We start from the raw sequence: 24,370 nt of genomic DNA on the forward strand, positions 1-24,370 counted from the left end.
TTTAAGAAAGATTTAAGGAGTTTTCATGAAAACAAGAAAATTTGCAGTAGCTCTTGCTACATTTGCATCTGCAGCCTTACTTGCAGCATGTGGTACTGTTTCAACAACTAATTCTTCAGCAACTGGTTCAAGTGTTGGTGATACATTTAAAATTGGTTACAACTTAGAGTTGTCAGGTGCTGTATCTTCATACGGACAAACTGAAGAAAAAGGTGCTAACTTGGCTGTGAAAGAAATCAATGCAGCAGGTGGTATTGATGGGAAACAAATTGAAGTTGTTACAAAAGACAACAAGTCTGAAACAGCAGAAGCAGCTTCTGTTGCTACTAGCTTGGCAAGTGAAGGTGTAAACCTTGTCATTGGACCTGCAACATCTGGTGCTTCAGCAGCATCTATCCCTGCATTAACTTCAGCTGGTATTCCAATGATCTCACCTTCAGGTACGCAAACAAACCTTGTAGTAAATGACAAAGGTGAAGTTCAAGATTATTTCTTCCGTGCAACATTTACTGATGGATACCAAGGTCAAATTATGGCTAAGTATGCGACAGAAAATATGTCAGCTAAGAAAGTTGTTCTTTACTATGACAACTCCTCTGACTATGGTAAGGGTGTAGCAGAGGCGTTCAAGAAAGCATACTCAGGAGAAATCGTTTCAGAAATCACATTTGCTTCTGGCGATAAAGATTTCCAAGCTGCCTTGACAAAATTGAAAGATAAGGAATTTGATGCTATCGTCATGCCTGGTTACTACAACGAAACAGGTACAATTGTGAAGCAAGCTCGTGGACTTGGCTTGAACCAGCCAATTCTTGGATCTGACGGTTTCGACTCACCACAGTTCACTGAACTGGCAACTGCTTCAGCAGCAACAAACGTTTACTACCTTTCAGGTTATGTAACATCAGCTAGTGATAAAGCGAAGGCTTTCAGTGAAGCTTATAAGAAAGAATACAACGAAGAGCCAAATATGTTTGCAGCCCTTGCTTATGATGCAGTTTATATGGCAGCAAAAGCAGCAGAAGGTGCAGCAGATTCAAAAGCTCTTAAAGACAACCTTGCAGCTTTGAAAGATTTCGAAGGTGTAACAGGTACTATGTCAGTTGATGCAGAGCACAATGTTGTGAAATCAGTTTACATTGTTGGTTTGACAGATGGAGAGCAGACATCAGTTGATACAATTTCAGCAGAATAATAAGCAAGTTAAAGAGGGAATTTCCCTCTTTTTACCTTGAATTGACTAGATTTTCTTAAAAGATTAAAAAATTCTATAAAACTTGCTTATTTTCAGAAAATTTTGTATAATGTAACAATGCTTATTGAGCTTGAAAATATTTAGAAAGATTGGTGAACCTAATGCTTCAACAACTTGTCAATGGTTTGATTTTAGGTTCTGTATATGCCCTCTTGGCCCTTGGTTATACCATGGTATACGGAATTATCAAACTCATTAACTTTGCCCACGGAGACCTTTATATGATGGGTGCATTCATGGGGTATTTCTTATTAAATAACCTTACTTTCATTGCTGATGGTGGCACACGTTTCTTTGTTGCCCTGATCTTAGCAATGGTTGGTACTGCACTTCTGGGTGTGGTCATTGAATTTTTGGCCTATCGTCCTTTACGAAATTCGACGCGTATTGCAGCTTTGATTACGGCTATTGGTGTGTCCTTCTTCCTTGAATATTCAATGGTAAAATTATTTACTGCGGATGTTAAGGCATTTCCACAAGCAATTGAATCGGTGAACTTCAACCTTGGACCAGTATCTGTAACCAATATCCAGTTGATTATCTTGGGTGTGTCACTTGCCTTGATGGTTGCACTACAATTAATTGTAAAACGTACAAAAATGGGTAAAGCTATGCGTGCTGTTTCTGTTGACAGTGATGCAGCTCAGTTGATGGGAATTAACGTAAACCGTACTATCAGCTTCACATTTGCACTTGGATCAGCTCTTGCGGGAGCTGCTGGTGTCCTTCTTGGACTTTATTACAACCAAATCGAACCTTTCATGGGAATGACTCCTGGTTTGAAAGCATTCGTAGCGGCAGTATTAGGTGGGATCGGAATTATACCTGGTGCAGCACTTGGTGGATTTGTTATCGGTATTATTGAGACATTTACATATGTAATCGGTTTGGATACTTTCCGTGATGCGATTGTTTATGCTGTATTGATCATCATCCTCCTTGTTCGTCCAAGTGGTATTCTTGGTAAAAATGTGAAAGAGAAGGTGTAACCATGAAGCAAAATTTAAAAGTTAATGCAATTTGGTTGGCAATCTTATTAGCTGGCTTCGGAATCATTCAGGGACTTGTTTCAGCTGGTATTTTGAATTTTTACTATGTTCAAATTGTACAGCAAATTGGAATTCAGATCATCTTGGCTGTAGGATTGAACTTGATTGTCGGTTTTTCAGGTCAATTTTCACTTGGACATGCTGGATTTATGGCTATTGGTGCCTACGCAGTAGGTATCCTTGGGAAAATGATGCCGTCTTATGGTGGTTTTGCAATTGCCTTGCTTATTGGTATGTTGGTTGCTGGTGCTGTTGCCCTCTTAGTAGGTCTTCCAACTTTGCGTTTGAAAGGTGACTACCTTGCCATTGCGACCCTTGGTGTTGCTGAAATAATCCGTATTTTAATCATCAATGGTGGTACTGTAACAAACGGTGCGGCCGGGATTATGTCCATTCCATTATTTACGAACTGGCAATTGGTTTATGTATTTGTCATTATCACAACACTTCTTACGGTGAACTTCTTGCGTAGTCCAATGGGACGTGCAACCATTTCTGTTCGTGAAGATGAAATTGCTGCTGAGTCAGTTGGTGTTAATCCGACTTTCATGAAAGTTTCAGCTTTCGTATTTGGTGCTATGACAGCGGCTATCGCTGGCGGACTTCATGCGGGTTATGTTGGAACAATTGTTCCAAAGGACTTTGCTTTCATGACCTCTGTTAACGTTTTGATTATCATCGTATTAGGTGGTTTGGGTTCTATCACAGGTACCTTTGTGGCAGCAATTGTCCTTGGTATTCTCAACGTCTTCCTCAAGAGCTACTCAGATATTTCAATGATTATCTACTCATTGGCATTGATTCTTTTGATGATCTTCCGTCCGGGTGGTTTGTTAGGAACCAAAGAATTTAGCGTGGCAGCCTTGCTCAAGAAGAAGGAGGTTAAGTAATGGCATTACTTGAAGTAAAAAATTTAACCAAGAACTTCGGTGGTTTGACTGCCGTTGGTGATGTGACCATGGAACTTCATGAGGGTGAATTGGTCGGTCTTATCGGTCCTAACGGTGCTGGTAAGACAACCCTTTTCAACCTCTTGACAGGTGTCTATGAGCCAAGCGAGGGAACTATTTCCCTTGCTGGCACTATTTTGAATGGTAAAGCTCCTTCTAAGATTGCTTCTCTAGGTCTTGGTCGTACCTTCCAAAACATCCGTTTGTTCAAAAATATGACAGTTTTGGAAAATGTCTTGATTGGTCTTGGTAACCATGGAAAAGCAGAAGTCTTAGCAAGTTTCCTTCGCCTTCCTGCTTTCTATAAAAATGAAGAAGAATTAAAAAACAAAGCCATTGAGCTCTTGAAAATTTTTGATTTGGATGGCGATGCGGATACGCTGGCTAAGAACCTTCCTTACGGTCAACAACGTCGTTTGGAAATCGTTCGTGCCCTTGCGACCGAGCCAAAAATTCTTTTCTTGGATGAGCCAGCGGCTGGTATGAACCCACAGGAAACGGCAGAATTGACCCAACTCATCCGTAAAATTAAGGAAGAATTTGGTATCACTATCATCTTGATTGAGCACGATATGAGCTTGGTTATGGAAGTAACGGAACGTATTTATGTATTGGAATATGGTCGTTTGATTGCCCATGGTACTCCTGAAGAAATCCGTAATAATAAGCGTGTAATTGAAGCCTACCTTGGAGGTGAAGCATAATGGCAATGTTAGAAGTTAAAAATCTTTCCGTCAACTATGGTGTTATCGAGGCTGTAAAAGATGTCAGCTTTGAAGTCAATGAGGGAGAAGTTGTAACCTTGATCGGTGCCAATGGTGCTGGTAAAACCTCTATCCTCCGTACCATTTCAGGACTTGTTCGTCCATCAGCTGGAACGATTTCATTCCTCGGAAATGAAATTCAAAAAGTTCCTGCTCGTAAAATCGTTGCGGACGGTTTGTCACAAGTTCCAGAAGGTCGACATGTCTTTGCAGGCTTGACTGTAATGGAAAACTTGGAAATGGGTGCCTTTCTTCGCAACAATCGTGAAGAAAATCAAGCCAACTTGAAAAAAATCTTCGCACGTTTTCCACGTTTGGAAGAACGTAAGAACCAAGATGCTGCAACCCTTTCAGGTGGTGAGCAACAAATGCTTGCTATGGGCCGGGCATTGATGAGCCAACCAAAACTCTTGCTCCTTGATGAACCATCAATGGGCTTGGCTCCAATCTTTATTCAAGAAATTTTTGATATCATCCAGGATATCCAAAAACAAGGAACAACCGTTCTCTTGATTGAACAAAACGCCAACAAAGCCCTTGCTATCGCAGATCGCGGCTACGTCCTAGAAACAGGAAAAGTCGTCCTCTCAGGAACAGGAAAAGAACTTCTCGCCTCAGAAGAAGTCAAAAAAGCATATCTGGGTGGCTAAAAAGGTCCGGGGGACCTTTTTAGGTTGGAGATGAGAAACGCCGGTAGGCGTTTTTCTTTATATCAAGGTCTGGGGGAGTGAAATAGTTCGGTGAACTATTTCAGCCTGAGCCTAGAAATGAGATAGCGAAGGGTGAGGTTGGAGATAGGAAAACCAGCAATGCATGTTGCTAGTTTGTCCCTCGAGGCTGACGCCTCATTTTAGGTTGGAAATGGGAAACGCCGGCAGGCGTTTTTCTTTATATCAAGGTCCGGGGGAGTGAAATAGTTCGGCGAACTATTTCAGCCTGAGCCTAGAAATGAGATAGCGAAGGGTGAGGTTGGAGATAGGAAAACCAGCAATGCATGTTGCTGGTTTGTCCCTCGAGGCTGACGCCTCATTTTAGGTTGGAAATGGGAAACGCCGGGAGGCGTTTCAGATTGAAGAAAAAGTCCATTTTGGACAATTATCTTCAATCTCTTTTCTTTATGTTGAAAATAAAAAACTCTCAGAAACGCCGAAATATCAATGTTTCTAAGAGTTTAACAACTTGCTATCTTTCGCAAACTTCTTCAATTTTTTATATTTTTAGGAGTTTGTCTACGTTCTGAAACGCCGGCAGGCGTTTTTCTTTATATCAAGGTCTGGGGGAGTGAAATAGTTCGGTGAACTATTTCAGCCTGAGCCTAGAAATGAGATAGCGAAGGGTGAGGTTGGAAATAGGAAAACCAGTAACGCAAGTTGCTGGTTTGTCCTTAACCCTGACGGGTTGTTTTAGGTTGGAAATAGGGAACGTCGGCAGACGGTCTTTCCTTTTATTCATTTTTTGGACCTTTTTAGGTCGGAAATGAGAACCGCTGGTAAGCGGTTCTCTTTATATGTGGGTTACCCCACGTTTTAAGTTGGAGATAGGAAAAGAAAAAGTCTTTAGTGGCTTTTTTTTTGTCCCCCAACCCTGACGGGTTGTTTTAGGTTGGAAATGAGAAACGCCGGCAGGCGTTTTTCTTTATATCAAGATTAGGCTGTTCTAGTAGGGAAATTGGATGTTGCGGTTGACAATCTTTTTGGTATAATATTTCTATTCTCCATCGTGGTGAGTTGACTTCCTTGCCATTCATACCTACATATGCTAGACTATCATAGTAGAAAAGGAGTTAAGATGAAACAGAAATTATCGCTAATTGGTTTAGTGCTCATCATACTTTTGACGGTTGTTCTTTCATTGACAAATCGTCAGGTAGTTGTGGTCAATTATTTATTTGGACAATTTAGAATGCCCTTGATTTTGGTGATAATTGGCTCGCTCTTGATTGGTATGTTCATTCAATACTTACTTGGATTGACTAAGAGTATGTCATTGAAAAGTGAGATTAAGAATTTGAAAAGAGAATTGTCAGAGATCCCCGTTTTACAAAAGGAAGAACCTTCTGAAAAGATAAAATAGATTGAGTAAAATATGTGGTATTATTGATAGACCACATTGAAATGAAATGGAGAAAGTATGTTTACCAAAGAATTTGGATTGATGTTTTATGTGGACGATGTTGCTGCTGAGAAGGCTTTTTGGAGCGCTGCTGGTTTCACAATCTTCCATGAAGCTGAGATGATGGGGTATGAAACTTTTGATATGAAGCCACATCCAGAAGCGACTACGACTATTACTGTCTATGCTAACGAATTTATTCGTCAAGTATCACCAGAAGTGATCGATATGAAGCCAAGTATCCTGTTTGAAACAGATGATATTGAGGGTCTTCAAAAACGTATCTCTAGCTTGACAGATACGTGTAGCGCAGTCAATGCAGAACCCTTCCCTAACTTTAATTTTGCCAGCCCAAGTGGTCATTACTTTGCGGTGAAGGGATAGGTTCATCAAAATAGTGTATTAATCAGCGGTTTTCTATCGCTGATTTTTTGTTACAAATCAACAGAATTGCATAAGAAAGCATGTATTTTTGAGCCTTAATATGGTAAAATAGTTTTTGTAATACCTATTTGTATTTTAGGAGAGAGATATGAAACTTCTAAACAGACTTATATATATATCAAAGCAATCTAAAACTCTTACTCAATTTCATAGTAAACAAAACCTGCCAGTCTTGGCAGGCTTTTTGCGTTGTCGAAAGGCTGGTGTCTAGATGACTTGGAAACAACTTATGCTAGACATACCAGTCTATGCACCAGAACTCTTGGAAGAAATGAAAGCCATAGAGGAATACCAAACAGGCTTGCTTGAAAAACTAGAAAGACAGGACAATGCCTTAGAGTTGGAGGCTGTTTACCAAGTGGAACAAGCTCGCCTGACCGATATTGTCAAAGGGTATCTGGACATCAAGCGTAAGCCTGACCACTATGCCCAAGCAGAGCAGAAATTAGCAGATGCCCACGGTCAGTTAATCGGTTTCCGTAAGCATCTCCACAAACTCTTGCAAAAGGTCAATGAAGAGGATTTGAAAGATTTTCAAGTTAGCTTACGCTTGTTGCCTGGTCAGCGGGAATTGGTTGACCCTCAGGCGCTTTATCAGACCAAGAAACCTGCAAATGAGCTACAGATAGAAGATGAACTCATCCGCCATCTGACCAGTGGAGAGAGTCAGTGGGTCTACCGCCCTGAATTGACAACGGAAGAACTGCTCTGGGCAAACTTTTTCGCCAAGCTAGAGGCTAATAACGTCCGCCACCTAGCTGACCATCCCTTGACAGACCAAGAAAAACACCAAATCAAGAACCAGCTCAACTTTGTCAATTTCTACGAAGCAGCCAAGTGGCTGGCAGGTGAGAATGGTATTGCCAAGGTGCAAGTCCAGCGGGAAGATGCTAGTCTGGGCACCATCCGACTAGAGGTCATCTGGCGGCACAATGTCGCAGGTGGCAAGTCCAGTTATGAGGTTGTCAACCAAGTTGTGACAGGTGGGGATGCTGCCAGACAAAGACGGGGTGATGTGACCCTCTTGATCAACGGTCTTCCAATGATTCAGATTGAGCTCAAGAGCCGTTCCCATCCCTATATGGATGCCTTCCGTCAGATTAGGAAATACGAGCAAGAAGGTCAGTTTAAGGGTATCTTTTCGAGTCTACAAATGTTTGTGGTGTCTAACATCACGGAAACCCGCTACATCGCCGCTGCTAAGGAAACTAAACTCAATGATCGCTTCTTGACCAAGTGGGTAGACAAGCATAACCAAGCTCAACCCCATCTCTTTGACTTTGCTAGAGAGGTCCTTTCCATTCCCATGGCTCACCAATTGGTCATGCAATATAGCGTTATCGACGACGACAAAAAAGCCCTTATCCTGCTACGTCCTTATCAAATTCATGCCATCGAAGCTATCCGAGAAGCCAGCCGTCTACGCCAGTCAGGCTATATCTGGCATACGACTGGTTCAGGTAAGACCCTGACTTCCTATAAGGTGGCACGCAATCTCCTGCAAATCCCATCTATTGAGAAGACCATTTTTGTCATTGATAGGACAGACCTTGACCAGCAGACCACCGCAGCCTTTCTATCCTACGCGGAAAATGACATGATAGATATTGACCAGACGGACGACACTCAGCACTTGTTGAAAAATCTGTCTTCAGAAGACCGCCGTGTCGTGGTCACCACTATCCAGAAACTCAATACCCTCCTGCGTCAATTTGAAGAGGGGCTTCACGAGAAATTCCACCAACGTGTTAAGAATCTCAATCTAGCCTTTGTTGTGGACGAATGCCACCGAGCTGTCACCCCAGAACGCCAGCGGATTTTGGAACAATTCTTTGTCAACTCGCTTTGGTATGGTTTTACAGGTACTCCTATTTTTAAGGAGAACAAGCGGGAGCAAAAAGGTGATTTAGCCCAGACGACAGAAGAACAGTATGGGCCATGTCTCCATGAGTACACAGTCAAAGAAGCCATCCATGACCGAGCTGTTCTTGGTTTCCAAGTGGAATACCAGACCACCATGCCTGGCTGGGCTGAGGATGAAATCGAAGACGAGTTTTACGACGATGAACGGCACATGCTGACAGTGTTGGATGCTATTTTAAACAAATCCAAACGCAAACTCGGTTTCCAAAACGGTGTAGGGAAAATCTACGAGGGCCTACTGACTGTCAAGTCCATCGCCCGTGCCCAAGCCTACTATGACCTGATACAAGAAGTCAAGGCAGGACATAAGAGCCTGACAATTTCGGAATCAGTCAAAAAAGTCTTGCCTGATTTTCCAAAAGTTGCCATCACCTACTCAGTATCTGAAAATGACGAGTCTTCCTTTGCTAATCAAGACTACATGAGCAAGAGTTTGGAGGATTACAATGCCATGTTTGGTACGCATTTCACTCTGGCGACCCTTGGTTCCTATAATACTGACCTCAACGAACGCTTGGCTCGGAAAAAAGACAAGTATGCCTTCCGTGAGGAGCAGTTGGACTTGGTCATTGTGGTGGATCGCCTCTTGACGGGATTTGATGCTCCGTGCCTGTCTACCATTTTCATGGACAGACAGCCTATGAAACCCCAGCACATCATTCAAGCCTTTTCACGAACCAACCGTCTCTTTGACGAGGGCAAGAAGTTTGGTCAAGTAGTTTCATTCCAAACGCCTAATAAATTCAAGGAAAAGGTTGACGAAGCCCTCAGTCTCTACTCAAATGGTGGCGAGTTTGCGGTGCTGGCTCCGACTTGGTTGGAAGAAAAAGCCAAGTTCAAGGAAAAAGTTCAGCAGTTGCTGGCTATTGCCCCAAATCCTGAAATGGTGCCAGACCTGGATGCCAGTAGTGATGCCGAGTTGAAACGCTTTGCCAAGGCCTTTCAGGAATTTGACAAGCTCTTTGCCTCCGTACAGGTCTATGCCGACTACGAGCAAGAGGACATTCTCAAGGAAATCGGGCTTAGTCTGGAGGATATTGAGAATTTTTCTGGACAATACCAAAATGTCATTGAAGAACTCCGCAGACGGCGGAAGGATGACGAGGGCATAGAAGATACGCCTTTTGATATTGAATACGAGCTGGAGTCTGTCCGTACGGATGAAATCAACTACCACTATATCATCTCTCTCATCCAAAACCTGATTGACAGTAAAAATCAAGTCATTCCTGACAAGGAGAAAAAGATGGTGGACAACTACATCGCAGACTTGGACAAGACCAATCCCAAACTCTCCCAACTCATCTCAAAAATCTGGCAGGAAGCTCAGACCAATACTCAAGATTACAAGGGCCAATCCATCGCCCACAAGCTAGATGAGATGATTGACCTAACCATCCGTGAGCAAGTCGTCACTACAGCACGAGATTGGTGTGTCGGAGAAGACGAACTCCAGTTTATCGTGGACAACTACCGAGTCGGCAAGGACAAGCAAATCGGAGAAAAAGCCCTAGTTGATACCTACGACTATGCCAGCTACAAGGAAAACAAGGGCGACCAAGCCCTCAACAAGCTCAAGTACAAAAAAGCCCTCAAAGAGGACTATATGAACATGATTGCGGAAGAAATCCTGCCATTGAGGGGGAGGTAGAGTAGATGTATTTTGACAAAACCCTCAATTTGTCAAAATAGACTCTGAGATTTATTTTCTATCTGCTCAAAACAGCTATTTTGTCAAATTAGAATGAAAAAACTTAAGTCTATTTTAACAAAACGGTGATTTTGTCAAAATAGGAATCGAGATTTAATAGTTATTTCAACGAAATGCGGTATTTGATGGAAATGAAAATAGAAAGGAGAAGGGAATGGCAGAAAATATTTTAATTTTAGGAAATGGTTTTGATCTTGCGATGGGTAGAAAGACTAGCTATGGAGATTTTTTGAAATTTGCAAGGTCTATTAGCGTTTTGAAAAACTATGTTTTAAAAGATTTAAATGATTACTCGGTTGAAAATGTAAATAAATATTATCAAGGGATAGTCATGAAAATTTCTAAAGCACTGGACAATCTAAAAACAGAATTTTCGAAAGAAGAATTTGAGAAAATTTTGAGCTTAAGTAGTTATAAAAAATTCTATTTAATGTCAGATTATCTTTACTACGAGTGGAAAAATACTTTATCAATAGATATTCTGGATTATTCGTTAATCAATGATCCAATAGCTAATACTATACTCAGTAGAGGAGTAGTGACTGTAAAAAATTCCTTAAAGACTTTACAATTACATTTTGATATCGAATTAATTGCAGAATTACTGTCAATTGTAGAAAAAAAGGATTTTGAATGGTTATTTAAATTACCAGATAATATCTATATTCGCTTTCTTGAAGAAAATAAAGATTTACTAGGTAAAAACTGGTCAAATATTGAACATGCTATTTCATCACTTGCGGAAGCGATTGTGGAGATTAAACAAAATGCATACATTTTAACAGATGTGTTGGCGGAAGAATATGTTATTAACAGGAACTTTAAACTAGATAATGTGAAATCAAATTTTTCTGATAGTGTAAATCATCTGGCAATAGGTTGTGTTTTGGATTTATTGAAAAATGAGTCTTTTTCTCAAAGTTCAAAGTTATCCGTACTTCATCTTCTTGATACTATCAATGAATTTATGATTTCTGAATTAGAGAAAATAACAGATTACCTTGAATTTTATCTAACCTATTTGGATAAGGTTGATTTTGAAATGCAAAAGATTAGCCCTGTTTCAACAGCATTGGATGCTATTCAAAATATTGAAAAATCTAAAGTTATTACTTTTAATTATACCAATACTGCTAGTGAAATGCTGGGTGTGATTGAGGACAATACTCACTTCGTTCATGGAAGATGTAGTTTTGAACGTTCGGATGATGACATCAATACCATGGTTTTTGGTATTGAAGATAAGGAAGCAGAAACTGAAAATATCAATCAAGATTTAATCCCTTATCAGAAATTCTATCAACGAGCGGTTAAAGAAACAGGAAGCAAGTTTGAGAATTTTTTTGAAAATACTTTAGAATTTAGTGATGATGGGGTGTATTCGGCTAGTAAAAATATTATCATCTTTGGTCATTCCGTAGAACCTCTTGATAAGGAAATTTTTAAAGCCTGTTTTGATTTAGCCCATGAAGTGGGCTATGCTTACAAGTTCATATTTACTTACCTTGATGAGGTCACCAAACGGAATATTGTTAAAAATCTAGCAATTATTTTAGGAAAAAGAAAGTTAGTAGAGTTAACAGGGAGAGGAAATATTGTATTTGTGAAAAGTTATGATATAGATCAGATGAGAAAGGAGTTATTAAATTAAATGAAAACAAACAATAATATCCCAGCCTATCGTTTCCAAGGCTACACTGACGCTTGGGAGCTGCGGAAGTTGGGGGAAGTGGCGGATTTCTCTATAAAAAACAATTCATTGTCCAGAGATAAGCTTACAACCGATTTTTATGATGTGCAGAACATTCATTACGGTGATATTCTCAAAAAATTTAATGATGTATTAGATGTTTCAAAAACTGTATTACCATCAATTATTGATAGCAATGTCTTAGACTTTAAAGATGCATTACTTTTAGAAGGGGATATAGTCTTTGCAGATGCTGCAGAAGATACAACTGTTGGAAAAGCAGTTGAAATTAGGAACTTAAATGGAAAGGATGTAGTTTCCGGTCTCCACACAATAGTTGCTCGCCCTAAGAATTCTTTTGCACCATTCTACATAGGGTACTTTATAAATTCACCGGCTTATCATAATCAGATTTTACCTCTTATGCAAGGTACGAAAGTTAGTTCGATTAGTAAATCAAATTTGCAATCCACGTATCTGTCTTACCCATCTAATGATGAACAATCCGCCATTGGCACCTTCTTCTCCACCATCGACCGTCAGATTACCCTTCATCAGCGTAAGTTGGACACGCTCAAGGAGCAGAAGAAGACCTATCTCAAACTCCTCTTTCCAGCCAAGGGACAAACCCAACCAGCCCTCCGCTTCCAAGGTTTTGAAGACGACTGGGAAGAAGTGAAGTTGGGGGAGATTTTAAAAGAGCGTAATGAACAAATTGCAGAAAATGAAGAGTATCCGTTAATGTCATTTGTTCAAGGAGTTGGTGTTACACCTAAAGGGGAAAGATATGATAGGAGCTTTCTTGTAAAAGAAGATAATAAAAAATATAAAAAAACAGAACTTGGTGATTTCATTTATAGTTCAAATAATTTAGAAACAGGATCAATTGGGTTTAATAAAACAGGGAAGGCTGTTATCTCTCCAGTATATAGTATTTTTTATAGTAAGGATGAATTTGAAAGCTCCTTTATAGGAATCTTATCTCAAAGAAAAGATTTTATTGCAAAAATGATTAAATTTCGACAAGGAGTAGTATATGGACAATGGAGAATTCATGAAAATGATTTTTTACAAATCCTTTTGCATATTCCTACTAAAGCTGAAATGGAGAAAATTATTACTTTCTTCCAAACCCTCGATCAAGAGATTGCTCAGGTAGAGGATAAGCTGGCTAGCTTGAAAGAGATGAAAAAGACCCTACTCCGTAAATTATTTGTATAAGAGAAAAGGAAAACAAATGACACAAGAAAACAACTCACAATCCCTTTACCAGTCCCTTTGGAATGCGGCAGATATTCTCCGTGGCAAGATGGACGCTAACGAATACAAGTCCTACCTTTTGGGCTTGATTTTCTACAAATACCTATCAGATAAGCTGCTTTTGGCAGTGTGTGACAACCTTGATGAATCCTTTGACAGTTTGTCACAGGCTCAAGCCCTCTATGAAGAAAATTTTGCGGATCCAGATGTTAAGGAAGATTTGCTAGATGTCCTTGATGATGAGCTAGGTTACTTTATCGAGCCTGGTCTGACCTTTACGGCCTTGGTGGCAAAAGTCCACACCAGCAACTTCCAGTTGGAAGATTTGGCACAGGGCTTCCGTGACATTGAGCAGTCCAATGAGATTTTTGAAAACCTTTTTGAAGACATCGACCTTTATTCTAAAAAGTTGGGACCAACACCGCAAAAGCAGAATCAGGTCATTTCAGCCCTTATCAAAGAACTTCATGAACTCAACCTCAGCAACCATGATGGAGATGTTTTGGGAGATGCCTATGAATACCTGATTGGTCAGTTTGCTAGCGACTCAGGTAAGAAAGCAGGCGAGTTCTATACACCTCAAGCCGTTTCCCACCTCATGACCCAGATTGTCTTTCTTGGACGGGAACATCAAAAGGGCATGACCCTCTATGACCCAACCATGGGGTCAGGCTCCCTCCTTCTTAACGCCAAACGTTACAGCAAAGAGGCTTCGACCGTTTCCTACTTCGGTCAGGAGATTAACACCTCGACCTACAACCTGGCTCGCATGAACATGATGCTCCACGGGGTTGCCATCGAAAACCAAAAACTTCATGTTGGTGATACCCTTGATGCGGACTGGCCAACGACCGAGCCGACAGACTTTGACGGGGTACTCATGAACCCACCTTATTCTCAGAAGTGGAGTGGGGACGCTGGTTTCCTACAAGACGCACGTTTCTCTAGCTATGGTGTTCTGGCACCCAAGTCCAAGGCTGACTTCGCCTTCCTCCTTCATGGTTTCTACCACCTCAAGCATTCAGGAGTCATGGCAATTGTTCTCCCTCACGGGGTTCTCTTTAGGGGAAATGCAGAGCAGAAAATTCGTCAGCATCTCCTAGAGGAAGGAGCTATTGACACCGTGATTGGACTGCCAGCCAACATCTTTTATAATACCTCCATTCCAACCACAGTCATCATTCTCAAGAAAAACCGCACCAGCAAAGATGTCCTCTTTATCGATGCTTCTAAAGAATTTGACAAGGGCAAAAACCAAAATATCATGACCGATGACCATATCGCTAAGATTTTGAAAGCCTATCAAGACCGGCAAGATGTGGACAAGTTTTCCCGCCTAGCCAGCTTTGAGGAGATTGTGGAAAACGACTACAACCTCAACATCCCTCGCTATGTCGATACCTTTGAGGAAGAGCCAGTTGTTCCACTAACAGAGCTTGCGGACAAGCTGGCCCAGACCGACAAGGAAATCGCAGCAACCACGGCCCAACTTGAAAGCATGCTTGGTCAGCTAGTCGGAACCACACCAGAAGCTCAGGCAGAGCTGACAGCCTTTCTGGAGAAGTTGAAATAGGAGAAGGAACTTAATTTATCCACCTTATTCCTGACTGACTAAACACACTTATATACTGAGAAGCAGAGTTGGATTACTAGCTCTGCTTTTTTTCATCTTTTTGGTTTTGAAAATTGTTTCCCAAAATGCTATAATATAACTAGGAACTTCGAATAAATAGGTAGAGAGTATTTCTCAATCACTTTATTTGGAGGATAAAAAATGACTAAACGTCGTCAGGCAGTCAGTCCCATGGCTGATGTTATTGCAAAAAAGATTTTTAATGACCATGAGATTACCATTGATTTTATCAATACCTTTCTAGGTTTTCGTCCCAAGTCGGTTCAAATTTTGAATGGCACCATTGCGGATATAAAAAAAGAAAGGACCAGTCACTTTAGCACTACGGTGGATATTCTGGCTCGAATGGATGATGGGACACAGGTAATCATTGAGATACAAGTTGCCTATCAGAATAGTTTTATCAAGCGTTTGTGGACCTATACCTGTCAACATCTGGTCAAGGACTTGCCCAATGTCCGTGAGAAAGTCACGCAGACACATGATATGTATGACAAAATTTCACCGATTTATTCGATTGCCTTAGTAGCCAGCAGGTATTTTGATGACGACCAACCTATTCATAGTTTTGTATTGACTGAAAAAGGTGGGGGTCAAATCTTGGAATTGCCATTTGGCGAACATGAGGAATTGAAAAAGCCGTTTGAGATGGTCATTATTGAACTAAAAAAATTCCGTAAGGGTCAGCTTGAGAAAAGTCAGCGCCAATGGATTGAATTTTTTGCCAATCGAGAATTTAGTCAAGCTACATCAGATGTTATTGAAAAGGCAGAACACCTGTTGGATAGAAATACATGGACAGAGGAGGAAGTGAAAATGGTAGATCAATGGTTGCGCAACGCTTCCAACCACTTTGGTGAATTGGAAAGTTCTTTTATACGTGGCAGACGAAACGGTAAGGAAGAAGGTCGATTAGAAGGACGATTAGAAGTTGCACAGCGCTTATTAAACAGAGGTCTTGGCATAGAAGATGTTTTAGAAATCACCGGCTTAACTTCAGAACAATTGGCTTCCCTTTCACAAGAGCATGAGTTCTAGGAGAAAGTCAAAATCGTAGATCAATGGTTGCCTAATCACCCTTCAATGATAGAGGCTTGGTTTAGACATTCTTGCTGTTGATTAAGGTCGCTGACTTTCATTTCTTTTCACAAAATATTGAAATCGTTTTCGCGTTGTGCTATAATTGAGGTAGGAAAATCGAGGAGGAAATCCTATGTCAGTTAAAGATTTTATGACCCGTAAGGTTGTTTATATTTCACCAGAGACTACCATTGCTCATGCGGCTGATTTGATGCGTGAGCAAGGCTTGCACCGTTTGCCCGTGATTGAAAATGATAAATTGGTCGGCTTGGTGACGGAAGGAACCATTGCTGAAGCAAGTCCTTCTAAGGCAACCAGTTTATCTATCTACGAGATGAACTATCTTCTGAACAAGACAAAGGTCAAGGATGTCATGATTAAAAATGTCATCACTGTTTCAGGCTATGCTAGTTTGGAAGACGCTGTCTACCTCATGTACAAAAACAAGGTCGGTATCTTGCCAGTAGTGGACAATGGTCAACTCTATGGTGTTATCACTGACCGTGATGTCTTTGCAGCCTTTCTCCATGTGTCAGGTTATGGTGAGGAGGGTGTGCGTGCTCGTTTCCTTGTAGAAAATAAGGCAGGGGAGTTAGAAAAAATCATCCGTCTGGTAGCTGATAAAGAATATAATATTGTGTCAACTGTCCAACTAGCGACTAAGTCAGGCAAGGTTGTGATTGAAGTCCAAATTGATGGTAAGGTTGATGTCGATGAGGTTCGTAGCCTATTCGAGGGTGCGGGTTTGCAAATTGATAGTCTAGTACCAACTGTTGCAAAAAATATCTAAAAGTCGAGATTTCTCGGCTTTTTCTTCTTTTTGTAAATATGTTTTGAGTATCTAAAATACTTATATGGTATAATAAAAGTGATTACAAGAGGAGGAAGTATGGGTTATAAGAAATATAAGAAGTATAGAGATGACGATATAGAGAGTATCCTGCTTGTTCTAGTACTCGGTTTGTTCAAAGTTCTTGGAAAAGTTGTCTTACCAATGCTTGGAAAGATTTTCCAGCGTGACAATATCAACCGTTTTTTACATGGGGATAAAATCAACCGTTTGCAGACCCTCCAACTCAGTATTCGGTCTGGTTTTGAAAAACACCAGCAATTGTTGGCGGAAAATGGTGAGGATAAAGCAGTTTTAAGCTTGCGTAGTCGCATCTTAGGAGAATTATTTGAATTAGACCAATTGTATCAAAAGAATGGCAAGTACTTGGATGCTTACCAGAGTAAAGAGGTCGTCGATACCTTGCAACTCAAGTATCAATTGAAAATACCTGAAAATACGACAACATTTACTGGATCTGTTGATGAAGTGGTGGATTCTGTTGAAGCCTACCAAGATGAAACTTGGGACCAACAAAAACGAATTTCGGAAATGGCTCCTGAAATTCTCGAAACCTATTGCAATATTCAAAGGGACAACCAAGTTATACTGGAAAAACTTGAAAATACGCCAGATAAGCGGGAAGAGTTGACAGCTATTCATGAAGCCAATATGAGCCGCTTTAGGGATATTTTACAAGGCTATTTGAAAATTAAGGAATCTCCAAAAGATTATTTCAATGCAGAGGAGCGACTGGCCCAGGCTAAGCTAGCTCTGGAAACCTTTGACAGGGATTTGGACGATACCATTAAACAATTTAACGAAGCTGATATGCAGGATTTTGAAATCAGCCTGCGCATGATGAAGAAGAAAGAGGGATAAGATGTCAGGATTTAATTTCGATATTGATCAGATTGCCAACAACAGTTTGTCAACTAAGGACAAGACCACAGAGATTATTCAAGCAACACCAGCTGGAGATACGACCAAGGTATCTTTCTTGGCACAGTTGACACCAGAACAACAGACAGGCATTCGTTCCAAAGCACCGCAATTGGTAGATAATTTCTTGGCCAACCAGAATGCTCTCTTGGATTTCGGCAAGGAAGCTGTGGAGGAAGTCAATGCAACGGTCAACCACATTCTGTCTGAGCAGAAAAAGATAGAAATTCCACAGGTGGATGAGCTCTTGGCCAATACCAACCGTGAATTGAATGGTTTTGTGGCCAAGTACAAGGACATTTCGACAACTGCTGAATTAGAAAAGAAACCAGGTTTCTTCCAACGCTTGTTTAAGCAGACAAAAAATGATTTGCAGGAATTTTACTTTGATTCGCAGACCATTGAGAAGAAAATGGACAGCATGGCGGCCAGCGTGGTCAAGCAAGAGGAAGTCTTGTCCCGCAATATTGTATCAGCGGAGCTCTTGATTGAGAACAATACCAAGTCTATTGAAAATCTAGTCGGTGTCATCGCTTTTATCGAAGCGACTGGTCAAGAGGCTGCCCAGCGAGCAAAAGCAGAGCAAGAACGCTTGGCAGGTCTGCAACCAACTACGGTAGATTATCAAGTAGCTTCTGAAAAGCTGGCGCGTGTGACAGAAGTTGCCAATATTCTGGAACAACAACACTCAGAATACATGAGCCGCCTCTATGTTGCCTGGACAACAACACCACAAATGCGTAATCTTGTCAAAGTTTCGTCGGATATGAAGCAACGTTTGGGTATGTTGCGCCGCAATACCATTCCAACAATGAAGCTGTCAATTGCCCAGTTGGGTATCCTCCAACAGTCTATCAAGTCTAGTCAGACAGCGGATGCTATAGTCAATGCTAACAATGCGGCCCTTCAAATGCTGGCGGATACGTCAAAAGAAGCCATTCCGATGATGGAACGCACCGCTCAAAATCCAACCCTTTCAGTAGCTTCTGTTACCAAGTTGGCAGAGAGTTTGGTTGCTCAAAATAATGGCATTATTGCAGCTATAGATGAAGGGCGTCAGAAACGTCGGGAGTTGGAAGCGGCTATTATTCGTTCGGCTGAAACCATCAATGATTCTGTTAAATTGCGTGATCAGAAGATTATCGCAGCCTTGCTAGACCAAGGAAAAGCAGCACAGTCAGAAGCGGAACAACCACTTGAACCTACTGAATAAAAAAAGAACTGCAGAAACCGAAGTCTGCAGTTTTCTTCTTAATCTCGTTCTAGCGGTTGTTTATTTTGATCTAAGGTGAAGCCTTCCCCTAATACCTCATGGGCATCTGTAATGGTGATAAAGGCGTGGGGATCGATGCGATGAATGAGTTCTTTCATTTCTTGTAACTGGCTCTTATAGATGACAGAGTAGATCATGTTGATATCCGTCTTGCTGTAAAAACCTTGGGCCTTGATAAAGGTGACGCCTCGTTCAATTTCACTATCAATTGCCTGGGCCAGCTGCTCGGATTTTTGCGATACAATCATCACGCCCTTGCTTCCATAGCCACCCTCAGTGACAAAGTCAATGACTTTGGAGGCAATGGTAACCATTAACAAGGTATAAAGAACGATGCGTAAATTTTGGGAAACGATGACGGTTAGGGTCAAGACCAAAAAATCAATGGCAAGGATGATTTGACCAATAGAGTAGGGGAGATATTTGTGACCAATCCGAGCTATGATATCACTACCTCCTGTTGTGCCACCAGCTTTAAAAATAATTCCAAGTCCCAATCCGACCAAGATACCTCCCAACATGCTAACAATTAAAAGATCATTAGCAAGATTGATATGAATAGGAAGTTTTTCAAAAAGTAGGAGCCAAAAAGTAACTGCAAAGGTACCGATAAGGCTGTAAATCAATATCTTTCTGCCCAATAGTTTCCAACCCAGTAGGAAGAGCGGTATATTAATTAAAATATTCATCATCCAAGGTTGAATCTTAAAGAGGTAGAATAGGATGAGGTTGATCCCTGTAATTCCTCCCTCATATAAATGATTGGGCATGATGAGGTAATTTAGAGCGAAAGAAAAGATACCCGAACCCAATAAAATAAAGAAAATATTCTTCAACCGTATCATAGCGACCTCCGATATTCTATATATCAATTGTAAAAGATTTTCTCTTTAAAAACAAGTCAATTTTCGAGTGATTTTTTGCCACTTTTTTGGTAAAATGGAATGAATATCTAATAAGTGAGGGAAAGATGAGTAAGGGTTTTTTTGTTACATTTGAAGGTCCAGATGGGGCTGGAAAGACAACGGTTTTGCAGGAATTGTTACCAGCCTTGCAGGAGTTAGGACCAGAAGTGGTGACAACAAGAGAACCAGGTGGAGTGGCCATTGCTGAGGAGATTCGCAATATTATTCTCAATCCTGCCAATACAGAAATGGATGATAAAACAGAACTTTTACTGTTTATCGCAGCCCGTCGTCAGCACTTGAAAGAAAAAATCTTACCTCCCTTGGCTGAGGGCAAGTTGCTTTTAATTGATCGCTTTATCGATTCTTCCATTGCTTATCAAGGCTTTGGACGTGGCTTGGATGTGGCTGATATTGATTGGCTAAATCAGTTTGCGACAGATGGCTTGAAACCTGATTTGACCCTCTATTTTGACATTGACACAGAAGAAGGTCTGGCCCGAATTGCTCGCAATGCGGATCGGGATGTGGACCGTCTGGATATGGAGAAAGCGGATATGCACAAACGGGTTCGGCAGGGCTATCTCAGCATTTTAGAAAACGAGCCAGAGCGATTTGTCAAGATTGATGCTAGTCAGTCCTTAGAAGCAGTTGTTGCAGATGCATTGGCAGTGATTCAGAAACGGTTTGCGGAACAAAAATGAGAATTGAGGAACTAATACAGTTACAACCAAGTATATTTCAGCGATTTGTGACTATTTTGGAGCAAGGCCGACTGGCCCATGCCTATCTGTTTTCTGGTGATTTTGCCAGTTATGAAATGGCTATTTTTCTAAGTCAGTCCCTCTTTTGTCAGGAGAAAGTCGGTGTTTTACCTTGTCAGAATTGTCGAACTTGTCGTTTGATTGAAGCGGGTGAGTTTTCAGATGTGACCTTGCTAGCTCCTCAGGGCAATATCATCAAGACAGAAACTGTTCGTGAATTGGTCAAGAATTTTTCCCAATCTGGTTTTGAATCTAGTAAACAGGTTTTCATCATTCGGGATGCAGAAAAAATGCATGCAAATGCAGCCAATTCCCTCCTCAAAGTGATTGAAGAGCCTCAATCGGACATTCATATTTTTCTTCTGACTAATCAGGAAGAAGCAGTGCTTCCAACCATTAAGAGCCGGACACAAATAATTGGTTTTCCGAAAAATCTGCCAGCCTTGGAACGCATGTTGGAAGAAGAAGGCTTGTTGAAAACTGAAGCATCTCTATTGGCTCGACTGGTCTCCAGTCAAGAAGAGGCAAGAAAGTTGGCAGAAAATAAACATTTCTTGGACTTAATTGGCCAGTCCAAAAAGTTTATCGATTTGCTCCTAGGCAACCCTAATCAAGCTTATTTGCAAGTAGGGACTTTAGTTGCATTGGCTTTGGAAAAAGCAGAGCAGGGGCGCTTGTTTGACTTGCTCAGTTTATTGTTGGCTGAGAGGATGATGGAGGAAAGTGCACGAGAACAAATGGATGCAGTCTTGAAAGCTAAACACATGTGGCAGGCCAATGTTAGTCTACAAAATAGTTTAGAATTTTTGACTCTAAAATAAACAGAAAGGAAGACCATGGATAAGAAAGAAATTTTTGATTCCCTTGATGATTTTTCACAGAATCTATTGACTACATTGGCAGAAGTCGATGCCATAAAAAAACATTTACAGGGTGTCATTGACGAAAATACGACACTCCGTTTAGAAAATTCTAAACTAAGAGAGCGTCTTGAAAAAGAAGATAAGACAGGCCATAAGTCTTCCAACTTTGGCAAGGAAAATTTGGAAAATATTTACGAAGATGGTTTCCATATCTGTACCTTTTCTTATGGACAACGTAGGGACAATGATGAGCCATGCATGTTTTGTATTGAATTATTGAATCGAGATTAAGATGAAAGTACAAAAATCATTTAAGGGGCAGACAAGTTTTGGGAGTCTTTATTTGGTTCCAACTCCAATAGGTAATTTGCAGGATATGACCTTTAGAGCTGTTCAGACATTGAAAGAAGTCGATGTGATTGCAGCTGAGGATACGCGAAATACAGGTCTCTTGCTCAAACATTTTGAGATTGAAACACGTCAAACCTCCTTCCATGAACACAATGCTCATGAAAAAATTCCTGTCTTGATTGATTGGCTCAAGTCGGGCCAGTCTATAGCCCAGGTATCTGATGCAGGTCTGCCTTCCATTTCAGATCCAGGTCATGATTTGGTTAAGGCTGCCATTGAAGAAAGTATTCCAGTTGTGGCACTTCCAGGGGCATCTGCAGGGATTACAGCCTTGATTGCATCTGGTTTGGCCCCACAACCTCATATTTTCTACGGATTTTTACCGCGAAAAGCAGGGCAGCAAAAGGATTTTTTCCAAGAAAAGCGTGCCTATCCTGAAACGCAGATTTTCTATGAGTCTCCTTATCGTGTTGCAGATACCTTGGAGAACATGCTTTCTGTCTATGGAGATCGCCAGGTAACGGTTGTTCGAGAATTGACCAAGTTATACGAAGAATACCAGAGAGGAAGCATTTCCGAATTACTAGAGTATCTGGAAGAAAATACTCTTAAGGGAGAGTGTCTAATTATCGTGGCAGGTGCTGGAGAAGAAGAATTGCCGTCAGCAGATGATGTGGATTTGAAAGCTGAGGTGGAAAAAGAAATTGCAGCTGGTCGCAAACCCAACCAGGCTATAAAGGAAGTGGCCAAACGCTACCAACTCAAAAAACAAGAAGTATATGATGTATATCATGGACTAGGCTGAGCCTAGTCTTTTTCCGTATCTTTTCTGAGAATTTAGCTTATTTTATGGAATTTTCTGAATTCTTGTGATATAATGAACACATTACATTTTTGGAGGGATTTTATGACAATCTACAACTTCTCTGCAGGTCCTGCAGTATTGCCAAAACCAGTGCTTGAACGTGCCCAAGCTGAATTCTTGGATTACAATGGTTCGGGAATGAGTGTTTTGGAGATGTCCCATCGCTCCAAAGACTTCGATGATATTATCAAAGGCGCTGAAGCAACACTGCGTGAACTGATGGCTATTCCGGATAACTACAAGGTGTTGTTCTTGCAAGGTGGAGCATCTTTGGAATTTACTATGATTCCTCTCAATTTTGCCCAAGGTAAAAAAGCCTACTACCTTGTAGGTGGTTCATGGGGTAAGAAAGCCTATACAGAGGCAGTGAAACTATCTAAGACTATTGACTTTGAACCAATCTTGCTGGGCTCAACAGAAGATATCACCTATGCAGAATTGCCAACTTTTGATAAAAACGATATCGATCCAAACGCAGCCTATGTACATTTGACAACCAACAATACCATTGAAGGTACTGCTGTTTACGACATTCCAGATACAAATGGCGTTCCCATCATCGCTGATATGTCTTCAAACATCTTGGCGGCACGCTACAATGTGGAAGATTTTGCCATGATTTATGCTGGCGCTCAGAAGAACATTGGTCCTGCTGGTGTGACTGTTGTCATTATCCGAGAGGATTTCCTTAATGATCAACCAATGCTTTCAAGCATGTTGGACTACCGTATCCAAGCAGAAAACGAGTCATTATATAACACACCACCTGCATACTCAATCTACATTTCTAAGCTAGTATTTGAATGGGTCAAGGAAATCGGTGGTGTGGATGAAATGGAAAAAATCAACCGCGAAAAGTCTGGCTTGCTTTATGACTACATTGATCAGTCTAATTTCTACAAAAATCCAGTTCGTAAAAAAGAAGAGCGTTCAGTAGCTAATATTCCATTTGTGTCCCCAAGTGAAGAGCTGGATACCAAATTTGTCAAAGAAGCGACAGCAGCAGGCTTCAAGAACATTAAGGGACACCGCTCTGTTGGCGGTATGCGAGCATCACTCTACAATGCCTTCCCACGCCAAGGTGTGGTCGACTTGATTGACTTCATGAAGAAATTTGCAGCGGAGAATGCTTAATGGAAATCCGTCTTGCGCATCCCAATGAAGTAGGATCAATTTGTCAGATTATTGATCAGGCAAAGGCTTTTCTAGCAACTTCTGGCAGTAGCCAGTGGCAAGGGGTCTATCCTAATCAAGATACGATTTTTGATGATATTTTAAGTGGCAAGGGCTATGTTGGTCTGGTGGACGGAAAAGTTGCTGTTTATGCGGCTGTATTTCGTGGGACAGAGGCTGCCTATGAAGCTATTTATGACGGCAAGTGGCAGCACAATAATCCTCTCTATACTACTATTCACCGTGTGGCGGTTGCTGAAGGTTTTCGTGGTCAAGGTGTGGTTCAGACCTTCCTACAAGGGATTATTGAAGGGCAAAAGGGCCCAGACTTCCGATGTGACACCCATGAGAAAAATCAGCCCATGCAACATATTCTAGAAAAGCTAGGCTTTGTCTATTGTGGCAAAATTCCCTTGGACGGCGAACGCCTAGCCTACCAAAAAATCAAGCATAAGAGCGAACGTAGTCTCTATCACGAGATAAGTGAAGACGATCGTTGGTTGCTTGGAAATAATTAAAAATATGAAAGAAAGT

At 41.0% G+C, this 24,370-nt stretch carries 22 protein-coding genes; 21 read left to right on the forward strand and 1 reads right to left on the reverse strand.

Translation table 11 applies throughout. From position 1 onward, the window contains the following. Positions 1-25: 25 nt before the first annotated feature. From NF418_RS03095 to NF418_RS03165, 15 genes are all read left to right on the forward strand, one after another. Positions 26-1,195 (forward strand): ABC transporter substrate-binding protein, encoded by a 1,170-nt coding sequence (locus NF418_RS03095; RefSeq protein WP_256778389.1) that lies wholly within the window; start codon positions 26-28, stop codon positions 1,193-1,195. A gap of 161 nt (positions 1,196-1,356) precedes the next feature. Further along, entirely contained in the window at positions 1,357-2,244 is an 888-nt protein-coding gene (locus NF418_RS03100; RefSeq protein ID WP_105145051.1) for a branched-chain amino acid ABC transporter permease, read from the forward strand. A gap of 2 nt (positions 2,245-2,246) precedes the next feature. After that, complete coding sequence (locus NF418_RS03105; RefSeq protein WP_256778390.1) at positions 2,247-3,194, forward strand: branched-chain amino acid ABC transporter permease; 948 nt, start codon at positions 2,247-2,249, stop codon at positions 3,192-3,194. Next, positions 3,194-3,958, forward strand: a complete 765-nt coding sequence (locus NF418_RS03110; RefSeq protein WP_105209885.1) for an ABC transporter ATP-binding protein — start codon at positions 3,194-3,196, stop codon at positions 3,956-3,958. Before NF418_RS03105 ends, NF418_RS03110 begins: the two co-directional genes overlap by 1 nt. Continuing rightward, the gene (locus NF418_RS03115) at positions 3,958-4,668 is read left to right on the forward strand and encodes an ABC transporter ATP-binding protein (RefSeq protein WP_002937288.1); all 711 of its coding nucleotides are present in this window, start codon (positions 3,958-3,960) and stop codon (positions 4,666-4,668) included. Before NF418_RS03110 ends, NF418_RS03115 begins: the two co-directional genes overlap by 1 nt. Before the next feature lie 1,138 nt (positions 4,669-5,806). After that, complete coding sequence (locus tag NF418_RS03120) at positions 5,807-6,091, forward strand: LapA family protein (protein WP_256778391.1); 285 nt, start codon at positions 5,807-5,809, stop codon at positions 6,089-6,091. Between the two features lie 57 nt (positions 6,092-6,148). Further along, positions 6,149-6,514, forward strand: a complete 366-nt coding sequence (locus NF418_RS03125; protein ID WP_256778392.1) for a glyoxalase — start codon at positions 6,149-6,151, stop codon at positions 6,512-6,514. A 271-nt stretch (positions 6,515-6,785) separates the two neighbouring features. Next, positions 6,786-10,148, forward strand: coding sequence for a type I restriction endonuclease subunit R (locus NF418_RS03130; protein WP_256778393.1), 3,363 nt, complete (start codon positions 6,786-6,788; stop codon positions 10,146-10,148). Between the two features lie 214 nt (positions 10,149-10,362). Further along, positions 10,363-11,859 carry an AbiH family protein gene (locus NF418_RS03135; RefSeq protein ID WP_256778394.1) on the forward strand — a complete coding sequence of 499 codons (1,497 nt, stop codon included), beginning with the start codon at positions 10,363-10,365 and terminating at the stop codon, positions 11,857-11,859. Beyond that, the gene (locus NF418_RS03140) at positions 11,860-13,119 is read left to right on the forward strand and encodes a restriction endonuclease subunit S (protein WP_256778395.1); all 1,260 of its coding nucleotides are present in this window, start codon (positions 11,860-11,862) and stop codon (positions 13,117-13,119) included. 16 nt (positions 13,120-13,135) lie between these two features. Further along, positions 13,136-14,731 carry a type I restriction-modification system subunit M gene (locus NF418_RS03145; protein ID WP_256778396.1) on the forward strand — a complete coding sequence of 532 codons (1,596 nt, stop codon included), beginning with the start codon at positions 13,136-13,138 and terminating at the stop codon, positions 14,729-14,731. 201 nt (positions 14,732-14,932) lie between these two features. Beyond that, positions 14,933-15,829: an Rpn family recombination-promoting nuclease/putative transposase gene (locus tag NF418_RS03150; protein ID WP_256778397.1), complete on the forward strand. Its 897-nt coding sequence runs from the start codon at positions 14,933-14,935 to the stop codon at positions 15,827-15,829. Positions 15,830-16,004: 175 nt separating this feature from the next. Further along, entirely contained in the window at positions 16,005-16,661 is a 657-nt protein-coding gene (locus NF418_RS03155) for a CBS domain-containing protein (protein ID WP_256778398.1), read from the forward strand. Between the two features lie 99 nt (positions 16,662-16,760). Further along, entirely contained in the window at positions 16,761-17,582 is an 822-nt protein-coding gene (locus NF418_RS03160; protein WP_256778399.1) for a hypothetical protein, read from the forward strand. Between the two features lies 1 nt (position 17,583). Beyond that, on the forward strand, positions 17,584-18,855 hold the full coding sequence (locus NF418_RS03165; RefSeq protein WP_256778400.1) for a toxic anion resistance protein: 1,272 nt from the start codon (positions 17,584-17,586) through the stop codon (positions 18,853-18,855). 38 nt (positions 18,856-18,893) lie between these two features. Here NF418_RS03165 and NF418_RS03170 read toward each other — a convergent pair whose 3' ends face one another. Further along, positions 18,894-19,760 (reverse strand): YitT family protein, encoded by an 867-nt coding sequence (locus NF418_RS03170; protein WP_172000688.1) that lies wholly within the window; start codon positions 19,758-19,760, stop codon positions 18,894-18,896. Positions 19,761-19,885: 125 nt separating this feature from the next. On the opposite strand from NF418_RS03170, the gene tmk reads away from it, so the two are divergent. The 6 genes from tmk (at position 19,886) to NF418_RS03200 (ending at position 24,354) form a co-directional block, all read left to right on the forward strand. After that, positions 19,886-20,524 carry a dTMP kinase gene (gene tmk, locus NF418_RS03175; RefSeq protein WP_256778401.1) on the forward strand — a complete coding sequence of 213 codons (639 nt, stop codon included), beginning with the start codon at positions 19,886-19,888 and terminating at the stop codon, positions 20,522-20,524. Beyond that, positions 20,521-21,405 carry a DNA polymerase III subunit delta' gene (locus NF418_RS03180; protein ID WP_256778402.1) on the forward strand — a complete coding sequence of 295 codons (885 nt, stop codon included), beginning with the start codon at positions 20,521-20,523 and terminating at the stop codon, positions 21,403-21,405. Before tmk ends, NF418_RS03180 begins: the two co-directional genes overlap by 4 nt. 15 nt (positions 21,406-21,420) lie before the next feature. After that, positions 21,421-21,738, forward strand: a complete 318-nt coding sequence (gene yabA, locus NF418_RS03185; RefSeq protein WP_256778403.1) for a DNA replication initiation control protein YabA — start codon at positions 21,421-21,423, stop codon at positions 21,736-21,738. A 1-nt stretch (position 21,739) separates the two neighbouring features. Next, positions 21,740-22,603: a 16S rRNA (cytidine(1402)-2'-O)-methyltransferase gene (gene rsmI, locus NF418_RS03190; protein ID WP_256778404.1), complete on the forward strand. Its 864-nt coding sequence runs from the start codon at positions 21,740-21,742 to the stop codon at positions 22,601-22,603. A 102-nt stretch (positions 22,604-22,705) separates the two neighbouring features. Then, positions 22,706-23,797 (forward strand): 3-phosphoserine/phosphohydroxythreonine transaminase, encoded by a 1,092-nt coding sequence (gene serC / locus NF418_RS03195; protein ID WP_256778405.1) that lies wholly within the window; start codon positions 22,706-22,708, stop codon positions 23,795-23,797. After that, positions 23,797-24,354 carry a GNAT family N-acetyltransferase gene (locus tag NF418_RS03200; protein ID WP_256778406.1) on the forward strand — a complete coding sequence of 186 codons (558 nt, stop codon included), beginning with the start codon at positions 23,797-23,799 and terminating at the stop codon, positions 24,352-24,354. Before serC ends, NF418_RS03200 begins: the two co-directional genes overlap by 1 nt. Positions 24,355-24,370: the final 16 nt, after the last annotated feature.

The organism is Streptococcus suis, assembly GCF_024509555.1.
Classification (GTDB): Bacteria; Bacillota; Bacilli; order Lactobacillales; family Streptococcaceae; genus Streptococcus; species Streptococcus suis_AD.

Excerpts from the sequence above, each read along its gene's own strand:
- NF418_RS03095 (WP_256778389.1), top strand. The coding sequence starts at position 26 with ATGAAAACAAGAAAATTTGCAGTAGCTCTTGCTACATTTGCATCTGCA.
- NF418_RS03100 (WP_105145051.1), top strand. The coding sequence starts at position 1,357 with ATGCTTCAACAACTTGTCAATGGTTTGATTTTAGGTTCTGTATATGCC.
- NF418_RS03105 (WP_256778390.1), top strand. The coding sequence starts at position 2,247 with ATGAAGCAAAATTTAAAAGTTAATGCAATTTGGTTGGCAATCTTATTA.
- NF418_RS03110 (WP_105209885.1), top strand. The coding sequence starts at position 3,194 with ATGGCATTACTTGAAGTAAAAAATTTAACCAAGAACTTCGGTGGTTTG.
- NF418_RS03115 (WP_002937288.1), top strand. The coding sequence starts at position 3,958 with ATGGCAATGTTAGAAGTTAAAAATCTTTCCGTCAACTATGGTGTTATC.
- NF418_RS03120 (WP_256778391.1), top strand. The coding sequence starts at position 5,807 with ATGAAACAGAAATTATCGCTAATTGGTTTAGTGCTCATCATACTTTTG.
- NF418_RS03125 (WP_256778392.1), top strand. The coding sequence starts at position 6,149 with ATGTTTACCAAAGAATTTGGATTGATGTTTTATGTGGACGATGTTGCT.
- NF418_RS03130 (WP_256778393.1), top strand. The coding sequence starts at position 6,786 with ATGACTTGGAAACAACTTATGCTAGACATACCAGTCTATGCACCAGAA.
- NF418_RS03135 (WP_256778394.1), top strand. The coding sequence starts at position 10,363 with ATGGCAGAAAATATTTTAATTTTAGGAAATGGTTTTGATCTTGCGATG.
- NF418_RS03140 (WP_256778395.1), top strand. The coding sequence starts at position 11,860 with ATGAAAACAAACAATAATATCCCAGCCTATCGTTTCCAAGGCTACACT.
- NF418_RS03145 (WP_256778396.1), top strand. The coding sequence starts at position 13,136 with ATGACACAAGAAAACAACTCACAATCCCTTTACCAGTCCCTTTGGAAT.
- NF418_RS03150 (WP_256778397.1), top strand. The coding sequence starts at position 14,933 with ATGACTAAACGTCGTCAGGCAGTCAGTCCCATGGCTGATGTTATTGCA.
- NF418_RS03155 (WP_256778398.1), top strand. The coding sequence starts at position 16,005 with ATGTCAGTTAAAGATTTTATGACCCGTAAGGTTGTTTATATTTCACCA.
- NF418_RS03160 (WP_256778399.1), top strand. The coding sequence starts at position 16,761 with ATGGGTTATAAGAAATATAAGAAGTATAGAGATGACGATATAGAGAGT.
- NF418_RS03165 (WP_256778400.1), top strand. The coding sequence starts at position 17,584 with ATGTCAGGATTTAATTTCGATATTGATCAGATTGCCAACAACAGTTTG.
- NF418_RS03170 (WP_172000688.1), bottom strand. The coding sequence starts at position 19,760 with ATGATACGGTTGAAGAATATTTTCTTTATTTTATTGGGTTCGGGTATC.
- tmk (WP_256778401.1), top strand. The coding sequence starts at position 19,886 with ATGAGTAAGGGTTTTTTTGTTACATTTGAAGGTCCAGATGGGGCTGGA.
- NF418_RS03180 (WP_256778402.1), top strand. The coding sequence starts at position 20,521 with ATGAGAATTGAGGAACTAATACAGTTACAACCAAGTATATTTCAGCGA.
- yabA (WP_256778403.1), top strand. The coding sequence starts at position 21,421 with ATGGATAAGAAAGAAATTTTTGATTCCCTTGATGATTTTTCACAGAAT.
- rsmI (WP_256778404.1), top strand. The coding sequence starts at position 21,740 with ATGAAAGTACAAAAATCATTTAAGGGGCAGACAAGTTTTGGGAGTCTT.
- serC (WP_256778405.1), top strand. The coding sequence starts at position 22,706 with ATGACAATCTACAACTTCTCTGCAGGTCCTGCAGTATTGCCAAAACCA.
- NF418_RS03200 (WP_256778406.1), top strand. The coding sequence starts at position 23,797 with ATGGAAATCCGTCTTGCGCATCCCAATGAAGTAGGATCAATTTGTCAG.